Here is a 12,195-nt window from a genome sequence, read left to right on the forward strand (position 1 = left end):
CATGCCGCGGGAATTCATCCGGGCCCTGGGCCTGGTCAAGGCGGCGGCCGCCGAGGCCAACGTCAAGCTTGGCCAGCTCGACAAGGCCACCGCCAAGGCCATCCGCGCCGCCGCCGACAAGGTCGCCGCGGGCGAGGTCGACGAGCACTTCCCGATCGATGTCTTCCAGACCGGCTCGGGCACCAGCTCCAACATGAACGCCAACGAGGTGATCGCCCACCTCGCCGAAGCCGCCGGCGCCAAGGTGCACCCGAACGACCACGTCAATGCGGGCCAGAGCTCCAACGATGTGATCCCGACGGCGATCCTGGTCAGCGCCACGCTGGCCACCAGCGAAAAGCTCCTGCCGGCCCTGAAGTACCTGCGCAAGACGATCGACACCCGTGCGAAGGAACTGAAGAAGGTCGTGAAGACCGGGCGCACCCACCTGATGGATGCGATGCCGATCACCTTTGGCCAGGAACTCTCCGGTTGGTCGGCGCAGATCCGCGATGCGGAAGAGCGCATCGGCGACACCCTCAAGCGCACCCGTCGCCTGCCGCAGGGTGGCAGCGCCGTCGGCACCGGCATCAATGCCGACCCGAAGTTCGGCCCGGCCGTCGCCACCGAACTCGGCAAGCTCACGGGCGTGAAGTTCGAATCCTCGGACAACTACTTCTCCGGCATGGCCGCGCAGGACGCGCCGGTCGAACTATCCGGTCAGCTGCGCGCGCTCGCCGTCGCGGTGATGAAGATCGCCAACGACCTCCGCTGGATGAACTCCGGTCCGCTCGCCGGCCTCGGTGAAATCGAACTGCCGGCGTTGCAGCCGGGCTCGTCGATCATGCCGGGCAAGGTCAACCCGGTGATCCCGGAAGCCGCCGCCATGGTCGCCGCGCAGGTCATCGGCAACGACGCCACCATCGCCATTGCCGGGCAGTCGGGCAATTTCCAGCTCAACGTCATGCTGCCGGTCATCGCGTTCAACCTGCTGCAGTCGATCGAGATCCTCGCCAACGTCACCACGTTGCTGGCGGACAAGGCCATCGCCGGCTTCAAGGTGAATGAGGAACACGTGCGCGAGGCGCTCGACAAGAACCCGATCCTGGTGACCGCGCTCAACCCCGTGATCGGCTACGAGAAGGGCGCCGCCACGGCCAAGCAGGCTTACAAGGAAAAGCGCCCCATCATGGAAGTGGCGCTGGAGACCACCGGTCTGTCGAAGGCGGAACTGGCGAAGCTGCTGGATCCCGCCGCACTTACGAAGGGCGGGATCCATGGGGGCGGTGGTGGCGGCGGTTAATGTCGTCGCCGCGGCAGCCAAAGCTCGAGCACCGAGGCCTTGCCAGCCCCAGGCGGCAGGGCCACGGCGCCGGCCTTGACCGTCGCAAGCTCGGGCAACGTACGGTTCGCCCACTCCCCCAGCGCGTTCGCGCAGGCGGCGCCGCCCGACGCGTAGAGCACCGTCGGAGCACGCCACTCGAACGGTGCGCGTGTGCCGCTGCGTGAAGCGGTGTTGCTGACATTCTCGATACCCGGCACGACCAGGCCCAGGGCCTGCACCTTGAGCAAGACGTTGCTCGCGGTGGCGCGTGTCGCTTCGTCGTATACCTGCGTGTATAGGGTGAACGGCTGCGCCGGCTGTCCGCATGTGTTGACCACCTGCATCTCCAGTTCCGCAGGCGATAGCGCCGACTGTTCCGGCGGCGGTGTCCCTGTGGCGGACGCAGGCATGGGCGGAGGACGCGCGGCAGCCATCTCGACGGGCCGGGGTGGCGGTGCGGACACCACGGCGCCTTCGGGCGTGTCGCCAGCAGGCGCTGCGCCCGCCTCGGCTGGCGGCGGAGGCGGCGGTGGAGGCGGGGTATCCATGGGCGGAGGTGGCATCGGTGGCGGTGCCGCGGGGGCCGCTGACTCACGTGGTGATGTCGCATCCGGCGCCGCCGTACCTGTCTGCGCGAGGCTTTCATCGATCGCGCCTTTGCGATCGCGCCACCGGTCGTAGTCGCGCATCGCCGATTCCCATGCGCTGGGCGGCACACTGGTGCGCCACGAGAGCACGTTGGCGTAGTACTCGCACGAGGCCTGTAGTTGGGGATCCGTCGTCGCATCACACACGGTCGATAGTGGCTCGACGAGGCCGGCAAGCCGCGCACGCAAGCGGTCCGGCATCTGCACGGCGGCGAGGTCGCGAAGCAGGCCTTCGAGCTGATCGCCAAGGCCTTTGGTGAACGTGGTACCCGGCTGGAGCGCGGCGTTGAAGCTTATCGCCTCCCCCGTAATCTCCTGCGTTTTCTGCAAGGTGGCTGCTTGCAGCGCCGCATCCTGCTTCCGCGCGGTATCGATGGCCTGCCAGCCGGCGATGGCTGCCGTCAGGATCGCGCCGACGCCGATCGATGTGCCAACCGTGGTCGCCATCTGGCGGAAGCGGCTGGGTGGCATCGCGTCCGGGGTAAGTGCGCTGGCCTGGGTCCCGACGATATCGCTCTGCCACGCCCAGGTGGGTGCCTTGTCGAGCATATCGGCGGTGATGGAACTACCGAGGCACACGCCGAGCTGGCAATAGCTCTCCCACTGCGATTCGTTGAAGAACTGCTGTGACGTGCTTTGCTGCGGAAACGTGGGTTCGCGGTCCGCGTAGCCCGCGACGTCCAGCGGCAAGCCCTCGGGAAGACGTGGCTTCACGATGAGCAGGGTGCCCTGCGTACCGCTCGCGTACGCGATGCGTGCGAGCAGCAGGTGTGCGGGGCCTGGGTCGGAGGTCATCGTATCGGGCGTTCCGAACAGCGAGGCGGCCGTGCCTGCTACGTCAGCCAGCTTCAGCGGATCCACGAACGCGATGTATGCGTCGTAATCGATGCGCGCCTTGCGCACGAGGTTCTCGACATCGGCGAATCGGTAATCCGGGTCCGCGCCACAGTCCACGAGTACGATCAGTTTGAGCTCGCGCTTGAGCAGCGCATAAACGCCAGTGTTATCGAAGTGCCCTCCATCGCTCAGGTACCAGTCGGCATCGCGCAGTCCCGGAAAGCGGGCCAGCATTTCGCGCAACAGGGCCTGGTATTTCGCGAGCACGCCGCGCCTGGGCGGCGGCTCGCTCGCAAGGTTGCGCTGCCAGTAGCCAAGGCGGAGACCGCTGAGGAACAAGAGGGCGGCCGTCCCTGCTTGCGTCAAAGACCCCATGCCCGAGCCCACCGCGGCACCGGAGATGGCCACCCATTCGGCAAGCGTCGTGCGGGCAAGCGTCGGTACCACATGGGCGTCCGGTCCGTGCGTGCCCGTCTCGACACCAAGCGCACTGACGGAAAGGCTGACGCCCTTGCGGTCGGCGTTATAGGTGCCGGTGCGGTCGTCGACCGTCTGGTTGATGCAGCAGTTCACCAGGTGGATGGGGCCGCCGAACCGATGCGGTGCGTACTCCGTCAACGCCACGTCGTCGCCGGGCAGCAGTTCGGTGACCTTGACGATGTTCTGCGTCGTATCGCGCGTGGCCGCCGCCAGCAGCGCGGAAGGAAAGCGCGTGCGAGCCTCGCTACCCGGTACCGGTGCGTTGCCCACCGCAACATAGGTACGCGCCAGGCGCGAGCGATAAAACAGGTGCAGTGATGACTGGTTGAGCTGCCCCAGCGAGCGGCCGTTCATCAGCAGGTAGATCGCGACCACCAGCGCGGCGGCGATCCAGCGTACCCACGCATGCCGGAAGACGCCCGTGCCGCCCTGGTCCGGCGGGAATACGAGGAACTGGAAGATCGTCGTCCAGAACAACACGATGAGGCCCAGGGTAATCAGGCCGAAGACCTGGGCGATCGTCCCCACCGGCAGTTTCCCACCGTCCTTGCCCCCGTTACCTGCGAGCGGCATCACGGCGCGAACGATGGCGAGCAGCACCGTGGCGATGCCGGCGCCGGTGAACAGGCCGACCCCGGCGTGCAGGTTGCCCAGCCGCGAGCGGATGTACCAGCTGAGCATATCCACGCCGCCTAGCAGCGCGACCAGGCCGATGAGCGCGAGGCACCGGGTGAAGCCATAGGCATAGCGCACGCGGTTCGCTTCCTCGGATCGCACGGCGGAACTGATCCGCGCGGCAATCCATGCGAGCGGCGAGGGGCCGAAGAAGATGGCGCACGTCGTCCAGAGCGCCCGCTCCACCGGATCCTGCGCGAGTGACGCGCGAGCGGCGAGGGCGATGCAGGCAAACCCCGCGGCGATCGCGGTCACGATGCCGCCCAGCGTTACCCGGCCAAGAAACCAGTATCCGTAGCAGGCGATGGCCGCCATGGCGGCGGGAAGCGGCAGCAGCCACCACCACAGGCTCACGATGACAGGCAGCGACCAGCCATCATCCGGCATCGCCGTGTAGCAGAGGTGGGGAAGGGTGATCAGACAGGCCAGCACGATTGCCAGCACCGCCACTTCGACCTGGGTGGCGATGAAGCCACGCAACTGCGTGCTCCACGTCTGGAAGAGGTCGCCCGCGCCCGCCGGCGCGAGGAAGCGTCCGTTGTTTCGTAGCCACCAGAGGAAGGATGTGTCGTCGCGCGCCAGGCCCTCTTCGACCTCGGGCGCGCTTCCGCCTTGGCCGGCATGGAAAAGCCTGCCGAACGCCGAGCCTGCGTACCCGCCGCCCGATACCGTCGAGAGGTAATCGAACCGGTGGACAAGACGGTGCCGTGCGAGCGCGCGAAGCACGCCAAGGCAGAAGGTCGCGCTACGGATCCCGCCGCCTGAGAACGCCAGCCCCGTCGCGGGGTCGCCTTCCTGCAAGCCAGCCTTGCGGCGTCGCTCGCCCAGCGCTTCGCGCTCGTGCGGCGCGAGCGTGGGCTGCGCCGTCTCCCCCGACGTACCGGTCATGGTGGATCTCCCCGCCGATGATCACCGGATTCCCCCGACCGCAGCCTCCCGCCACGAAGGTTTCGGTTGTACGGGGGCAGGGAGCAGCCCGCAATTGGCCAAACGGTCTAGGCGCTACTTCGCCGGGCAAGCGGGATGCTGGTTCGGCACCACCGGCTGCCCCTTCAGCCCAGGCTGGTCATACGGGATGTACCCCTCCCAATACCAAGGGAAACACGTCTTCCCCAGCGTCGCTTCCATCAACGCCGGGAACATCGACTCGGCATGGCTCGAGTTGCTCATGATCAACACGCAGTCCTTCGACCGCTCCAGGCACACGAAGACATTGTTGGTGCCGTCATCGTGGCCGCCTTTGAAAAACGCCGGGCCGCGCGGTGAATCGAACGTCCCCACGCCCATGGCGTAGCCCAGCGAAATCGAATCGTTGTCGTTGCTGTCCGGCGCGCCCATGGTGGGGAACTGCTGCACGGAATGGATTCGCACCACGGGTTTGAGCCACGTGGCGTAGGTGGCCTTCGACAGTCCATCGCCGCGGACCATGGCGGCGACCAGGTTGGCGTAATCGTGGATCGTCGTATCCATGGAGCCCGCCGCGCGCACCGATCCGCGCTGCTTGTGCTCGATGGCCTTCCCGTCCATGTCGTAGCCGATGGTGTTGTTCGCGGCGAAGTCGTCGCGCCAGGTCATGCTGGTGCGGGTCATGCCGAACGGCTTGAACAGGCGATCCTGCATCAACTTGTCGACGTCGATGCCCTTGCCTTTCTCGATCACGAACTGCAGGAGGTTGATGCCTTCGCCGGAGTACCCGTACTTCGTGCCGGGCTCCTGGTAGAACTTCAGCGGCGCCTTGTCGTCGAAATCCTTGCCGGGCGGCCAGAAGCGGAAGTTGGGGAAGCCGGAGCGGTGGCTCAACAGCAGGTTGGGGGTGAGCTTCTTCCAGCGCTCGTCGCCTTTCAGATCCGCGTACTTGTCGTAGTCAGGCAGCGGCTTCGGCAGGTCGGTTGCGATGCTCGCATCCAGGTCGAGCTTCTTCTCGTCGACCAGGCCCATCAGCGCGTATGAGAAAGCTGCCTTGGTCAGCGAGGCCGCGTACATCACCGTATCGGTGGTGAGCGGCAGCTTCTTCTCCACATCGCGGTAGCCGTAGGCCTTCACCGAGACGACCTTGCCGTTGCGGATGACCGCGACGGCCAGGCCCGGTACATCGGCGGCTTTCATCAGGCCCGGCACCGGATCGTCGGCGGCGAGGGCGGGGAAGGCGTTGGCCATCGCGGCCGCAAGCAGCATCGAACGCAGCATCACACCTCTCCTTGTAGCGACGGCCTCCGAAGAGGCCGTCGCGTGGGGTTCGATCAGGAATCGTCGCGCCAGCGGCGGAACCATATCGCAGCCGCGATCATCGCCACACCTGCCACCGCACCAATCCAGGTCGAGGGGTTGGCCAGGGCGCTGTAATGCCAGGCCAGGTCCAGGCTGTTCAGCATCGAGGCCGGATCGTCGTGGCCGTGCATGATGACCAGCTCGTTGTTCTGCCCGACCCAGCCGCCCGGCACCAGGCTGCCCAGCAGGCGACCCACCACGTTCGACCAGAACCAGCTGCTACCCAGGTTGAACAGACCCATCAGGCCGAACCAGCTGACGATGATGCCGGCGCCGATCGGGAGGGCGATAGCCCAGAGGAACGGCTTGCTGCGAGCCCAGGCGGAGCAAAGCATCAGCCAGCCCAGCGTGGGGAGTGCCCAGATCGCGTACAGCGGGAGCAGGGCGAGCAGGGTGAAGACCACGCGGAACGGGTGGGCTTCCATCAGCAGGCGCCAGGCCGGCACGCCGTGGAACGTCGCGAAGATGGAGACCACGATCATCAGGAGCAGGCCGGCGATGACACCGGTGACCACTGCGATGGCCGGGGCTACCACTACCGCGCTCGCCGCCTTGGACAGGACCGTGTTCGTATCCGACAGCGGCAGCGACTTCCAGAACAGGATGCTGCGATCGCGGCGGTCGTCGTACAGGGCGCCCAGGCAGTAGAAGAACACAACGATCGCCATGACGCCCAGGATCAGGAACGTGACGCCGTACAGGGTCATGTCGAGGACGGCCCCTGCCTGCACCAGGTTATCAGGCTTGAACGCGCCGTCGAAGTTCGTGTTGAAGTGGTTGTCCGTGCCCGCCCAGCGCTTGCCGAGGACCTCGGCAGTGATCAGCAGCATGACGTTGAGCACCAGGGCGATCAGGCCCGCCACGATGGGCGCGGTGACAAAGCCGCCCTTGTGCTCCCAGAACTCGCGCTTCACCAGCCAGTAGAAGCTTTTCATGCGTAGGTACCCTTCATGGTGGCGACGAACAGGTCGCCGATCGACGGGCGCCGCACCTCGCCCAGGCTTTCAAGCTGCGGGCGGCTGACGTTGTCGAACAGGAAAATGCTCTTGCCGAACACCTGGCGCTCATCCAGCGGCTTCAGTTCGCGGGCGGCGGCGGCCAGTTCGGCGCTCACCAGCACCTCGGCGAAGCGTTCACCCAGGCTATCCATGTCCGTATCGAGCACGATCTTGCCGTCGCGGATGAACATCAGGTCCGTGAGGATGTGCTCGATCTCTTCCACCTGGTGCGTCGTGACCAGGATGGTCTTCTCCTCGTCGAAGTAGTCCTCCAGCAGCGACTGGTAGAACTGCTTGCGGTAGAGGATGTCCAGGCCGAGCGTGGGCTCATCCAGCACCAGCAGCTTCGCGTCGATCGACATCACCAGCGCGAGGTGCAGCTGCACGATCATGCCCTTCGAAAGCTGCTTCACCTTCTGCCCCGGCTGCAGCTTGGTGCGGGCCAGGAAGGCATCGCACTTGGCGCGGTCGAAGCGGGGGTGGGTGTTGGCGACGAAGTCCACCGCGTCGCGCACCTTCAGCCAGCGTGGCAGCACCGCCACATCGGCGATGAAGCACACCTGCTCCATCAGCTTGTCGCGATCCTTGCGCGGGTCCAGGCCCAGCACGCTCAGGTGGCCATCGAAGGTGGTCAGGCCAAGGATCGCCTTGAGGGCGGTCGTCTTGCCGGCACCGTTGGGGCCGATCAGGCCCACGATGCGGCCGGATTCGATCTGGAACGAGGCGCCATCCAGCGCCAGCTGGGTCTTGAAGCGCTTGGTCAGGCCATTGGCGGTGACGACCGCTGTCATGACGGATCCTCCGTGGAGCCGGGGGCTTCACGCATTAGGGTTTTCAGGTCGAGGCCCATGCGCTGCAGGCGGGCGTACAGGGCCGGCCACTCTTCGCGCAAAAAGCGCTCCCTTTCACTCTTGAGCAGCGCATCGCGCGCTCCATCGATCACGAACATGCCAAGACCCCTCCGTTTCTCAACCAGTTGTTCGTCGACCAGCTCCTGGTACGCCTTGGATACGGTCAGCGGATTGATCTGAAAATCCCCCGCGACCTGGCGGACCGACGGCAGCGGGTCGCCTTCGTTCAAGGCGCCGTCCAGGATCATCGCCACCACGCGTTCGCGGAGCTGGCGGTAAATCGGGACGCTGTCGTTCCAGGTGATGGACATGTAGTTAATCCTTGGCCGTGTGGCTCAATGCATTGCCAAACGAATAGTAAGGCATGGCCAGCTGCGCGCTGATAAGGGCGGCGGCCCGATCTTCGGCGCTACGGCGCAGCGCGGCAGCGGCGGAATCAAGGGTGGCTTCGCTCAGGAGGGCGGCCTCGCGCACATCGGCGTCGGTGGGCCGCACCTCGAGGGCGGGGAGATCAACGACGGCGATGCCGTTGATGTAGTGCGGTGCGGCGAGCATCGCGGCAGCGCGGTCATCGAAGGAGCGCAGGGCGAACACGCTGGTGCCGGCGATCAGGAAAGAAGCGGTCAGGGCGATGAGGTTCGGCGCTTTCATGGGAATACTCCAACTCCGATGAGGTGCTGCGTACTGCTGTGGGGTTACAGGGAAGCCAGGCTGTTGTCGGCGTCGGCGTAGACGACGATCGGGGCCAGGTTGGTGACGTGCGCGCCGTTGATCTCACTGAGCGGTGCGACGGCGAACGAGGTGCTGTGGAAGCCGACCAGGGTGGCAACCGCGATGGCGAACGAGGCGGCGATGGCGGCGTAGTTCAGGCTGTTGGTCGTGGTTTTCATGGTGCTCTCTCCTGTAGTGGTCTGGGTGACCGGTGTTGTAGTGAACTATAACACCTAATCAGAAGCCGTCAAGCGGAATCTCTCGGATTTCCATATGACTTATGGCCTATGCCGGGTCGGCGGCTGTGCTGGTGCGCTAGCGGACCGGGCACCACATCGGATGCACCAAGCCGCGAAATGGTTGCAATCCCCACATTGCCGCAACCTTGCCGCCCAGCCCGCAACCCGAACTGTGGGAGCGCGCTCGCGCGCGATGGCCCGCCCAGAAAGAAGAAAGGCCGCGATTACTCGCGGCCTTCCCAGGTACAGCTGTACGCTGACGCTTACAGCTCAGCGCGGAATTCAACACCAATGATCCGCGGGTCGTTCACGAACGCCGTACGGTTGTTGAAGTCGATACCGCCCGTGATCACCTTCTTGTTCGTGATGTTGCGGCCATACAGGGCCACCTCACGCTTGCCGAAGTCCCAGTTGTAGCCCACGCGCAGGCCGCCTTCCAGGAACGGCTTGCTCTTGAACTCTTCCGAGTCGTAGAGGAAGAAGTTCACTTCGCTGCGGTAGTTCCAGTCGGTGTAGACGAAGAACTCGCCGCTCTCGCCGTACGGGATGCCGTAGCGCGCCGTCCAGGTGCCGATCCACTTCGGCGCGTTCGGCAGCACGTTGCCGTTGATCAGCGCATTGCCGTCGGCGTTCAGCGGATCGATCACGGTGCAGCCGCCGCCGCACGGAGCCACCGCCAGGTTGCGGTCCTTCAGCTCGGTGTGGTTGTAGCTGCCGCCGGCCGTCATGTAGAAGTTCGGGGTCAGGTAGGCCTCGAGGTCGAACTCGCCGCCGTAGCCTTCCGTCTTCTTCGCATTGATCAGCTGCGTGACGTTGGTCGCACCACCCACCGCGGTGAGCTGCTGGTTGTGCATGTTGTACTTGTAGACGTCCGCGTTGAAACGGATCTTGTTGTCATCCGAGGTCGACTTGTAGCCGATCTCGTACGACGTGATCGTTTCCGGCTTCGCCGTGGAGATGCTGTTGGCGAAGTTGATGCGGCCCTGCACGCTGGGCGCGCGGAAGCCGTTGGCGATGCGGGCGTAGACGTTCGAGTTCTTCGACATCTGCCACGTGCCCGTCAGGTCGCCGCTCCAGCGCGAGTCGGTCGGGTCGGAGGTGAGCGGGCCCACCGGGCCGGTGAAGCCGAGGAAGCGCTCCGCCTTGAAGTCACGCTTGTCGTGCGACCAGCGTGCGCCGGCGCGGACGTCGAACGTATCGGTCACGTTGTAGTCGGCCGAACCGAACAGTGCGTAGGCCTTCGTGCGCTGGCTCTGGTCCACCCAGCCGTTGAGCACGTGGTTGTTGAGCGTGTCGTACGAGAAGTTGGTGATCGCGATGTCTTCGTCGAAGTAGTACGTACCGACCTGCCACTTCAGGCGCTCCGACGTGTCGTTCGACAGACGGAATTCCTGGGTGATCTGGCGGTCCTTCGGCAGCGCGTCCGCGGTTTCCGAATAGAACGGGGTGGTGCGGTTCGTGTAGCTCGGCTTGGCCGGCGTCTCGGAGGCATCGTAGCCACCGTCCACGTCGCCGAGGCTGTACGTGGTGGCGCGCTCGAGGCCGGTGATCGAGGTGAAGTTGAGATCGCCGAAGTGCCAGTTCAGGTGCAGGTTGCTGCCCCAGGTGAACAGGTGCTGCTTGTTGTTGCCATCCTGCGAGACCGAATCACGATCGAAGCCCGGCACGAACTGGTTGCCGCCCAGGGTGATCGAATCGGCGCGGTTGACCATGGCGCTGCCATCGAGCCAGCGCGCGTGCACGTTGATCAGTGCATCGAAGGCATCGGTGGCCTTGTACAGGGCCTGCAGGCGCACGGCGCGGTCGTTGTAGCCGCCCAGGTCGTCCTTCTTGCCCTTGTAGTCGTTGTCGATCCAGCCATCACGGTGCTGGGCGAGGGCGGAGACGCGGCCCGACCAGTTGCTGGCCAGCTTGCCGCCGATCGCGGCTTCCGCGTTGGCGGTGCCGTACGAGCCGTAGGAAACGCGGGCATAGCCTTCGGTCTCCTGGGTCGGCTTGCGTGATTCGAACTTGATGACGCCCGCCGGCGAGTTGCGGCCGAACAGGGTGCCCTGCGGGCCGCGCAGCACTTCCACCTGCTCGAGGTCGAACAGCGGGAAGCCCTTCAGGATCGGGTTTTCCTGGACGATGTCGTCGTAGACCATCGATACCGGCTGCGACGCATTGAGGTCGAAATCGCTGTTGCCGAGGCCGCGGATGTAGAAGCGCGGGAACTCACGGCCGTACGAGGTCTCGGCATAGACGCTGGGTGCGCGCGAGGCGAGCTGGAGCACGCCATCGCCGGCCTGGCCGAACGATTCGAGCTTCTCGGCCGTCACGACGGTCATCGAGATGGGCACCTTCTGCAGGTCTTCCGTGCGCTTTTCAGCGGTGACGGTGACGGTCTCGAGGGTCGCCGTCTTGGTCTTGGAAGGGGCCTGCGTGGCCTGCGCATCATCCTGGGCGAACGCGGAACCGGTCGCGAGGACGGTGGCGATGCTCAAGGCAATGGCGAGGCGACGCGGCATGCGGCGCGTGCGTGCATGGGACATGGTGATGTTTTCCGCCTGGTGGGGGTACTGGGATGGAAACCGAACCTCGCCAACGTACGAACCGACGTACGGTGCCAAAACCCCTGGCGAGGGCCGAGCTTCGCAAATTATCCCCCGTGACGTGGTCATGACGGAAGTGTTGCTTTTGCGTAACACAGCAAGATTGTTCGCCTTTGCCGCCGTCTTTTGCGGCTGTCACTGAACTGAAACCCGGTGCCTTTAACGTGCCGCCCGGTTCGGCCTGCGAACACGATGCCGACATTAAACGTCGGTTTCGCCGACGTTTGAGTATTTTCTCAAACCTTTCGGAGCTGCACTCCCATGAAGAAATTCCCCCTCGCCGCCGCTTTCTGGACGATGTGTGGCACGGCGGCCGCCGAGGGCTCCCCGCAGGCAGCGATCGAGCTCTACGTGGATACCAACACCCGGCAGATCTTTGCGGAGCCCGGTCCGGGGCGGCAGCGCCTTGGCAAGTTCGTGCAGGCCTCGGATGAAGCCACGCCGGTCGCCGGCGCGACAGTGGCGGCCCCCAGGGCTTCGAGCGCCTCCACCACGGCCTCGGCGCCCGTTGCCGCGGGAGCAGCCGTGGCATCGGCCGCGCCTGTCGCCGCCGCGAAGTCGTCGGCCAAGGCCTGGTACGACAAGATCGGCATCC

Annotated in this window: 9 protein-coding genes and 1 pseudogene; 2 read left to right on the plus strand and 8 right to left on the minus strand. The window is 65.2% G+C overall.

The window, feature by feature from the left end; all coding sequences use genetic code 11:
* The coding region (locus ACTHLF_RS09195) for a class II fumarate hydratase (protein ID WP_440326785.1) at positions 1-1,282 on the plus strand (1,282 nt) is incomplete at its 5' end.
* Here the strand turns inward: ACTHLF_RS09195 and ACTHLF_RS09200 are convergent.
* From ACTHLF_RS09200 to ACTHLF_RS09235, 8 genes are all read right to left on the minus strand, one after another.
* Positions 1,279-4,830 carry a patatin-like phospholipase family protein gene (locus ACTHLF_RS09200; protein WP_440326786.1) on the minus strand — a complete coding sequence of 1,184 codons (3,552 nt, stop codon included), beginning with the start codon at positions 4,828-4,830 and terminating at the stop codon, positions 1,279-1,281. The two genes, ACTHLF_RS09195 and ACTHLF_RS09200, sit on opposite strands and share 4 nt — an antisense overlap.
* A 114-nt stretch (positions 4,831-4,944) precedes the next feature.
* Entirely contained in the window at positions 4,945-6,129 is a 1,185-nt protein-coding gene (locus ACTHLF_RS09205) for a serine hydrolase domain-containing protein (protein WP_440326788.1), read from the minus strand.
* Positions 6,130-6,182: 53 nt separating this feature from the next.
* Positions 6,183-7,145, minus strand: coding sequence for a hypothetical protein (locus ACTHLF_RS09210; RefSeq protein ID WP_440326790.1), 963 nt, complete (start codon positions 7,143-7,145; stop codon positions 6,183-6,185).
* Positions 7,142-7,999 (minus strand): ABC transporter ATP-binding protein, encoded by an 858-nt coding sequence (locus ACTHLF_RS09215; RefSeq protein WP_440326792.1) that lies wholly within the window; start codon positions 7,997-7,999, stop codon positions 7,142-7,144. Before ACTHLF_RS09215 ends, ACTHLF_RS09210 begins: the two co-directional genes overlap by 4 nt.
* Complete coding sequence (locus tag ACTHLF_RS09220) at positions 7,996-8,370, minus strand: GntR family transcriptional regulator (RefSeq protein ID WP_440326794.1); 375 nt, start codon at positions 8,368-8,370, stop codon at positions 7,996-7,998. The genes ACTHLF_RS09215 and ACTHLF_RS09220 overlap by 4 nt, the downstream gene beginning before the upstream one ends.
* A 4-nt stretch (positions 8,371-8,374) precedes the next feature.
* A complete protein-coding gene (locus ACTHLF_RS09225; protein ID WP_440326796.1) occupies positions 8,375-8,710 on the minus strand; it encodes a hypothetical protein in 336 nt (111 codons plus the stop codon).
* A 44-nt stretch (positions 8,711-8,754) separates the two neighbouring features.
* Entirely contained in the window at positions 8,755-8,949 is a 195-nt protein-coding gene (locus ACTHLF_RS09230) for a hypothetical protein (protein ID WP_440326798.1), read from the minus strand.
* 323 nt (positions 8,950-9,272) lie between these two features.
* Positions 9,273-11,540 (minus strand): TonB-dependent receptor, encoded by a 2,268-nt coding sequence (locus ACTHLF_RS09235; RefSeq protein WP_440326800.1) that lies wholly within the window; start codon positions 11,538-11,540, stop codon positions 9,273-9,275.
* 321 nt (positions 11,541-11,861) lie between these two features.
* Here ACTHLF_RS09235 and ACTHLF_RS09240 point away from each other — a divergent pair.
* Positions 11,862-12,195: pseudogene (locus ACTHLF_RS09240) on the plus strand (porin); the annotation flags it as partial.

The organism is Luteibacter sp. (genome assembly GCF_051958795.1).
GTDB lineage: Bacteria > Pseudomonadota > Gammaproteobacteria > Xanthomonadales > Rhodanobacteraceae > Luteibacter.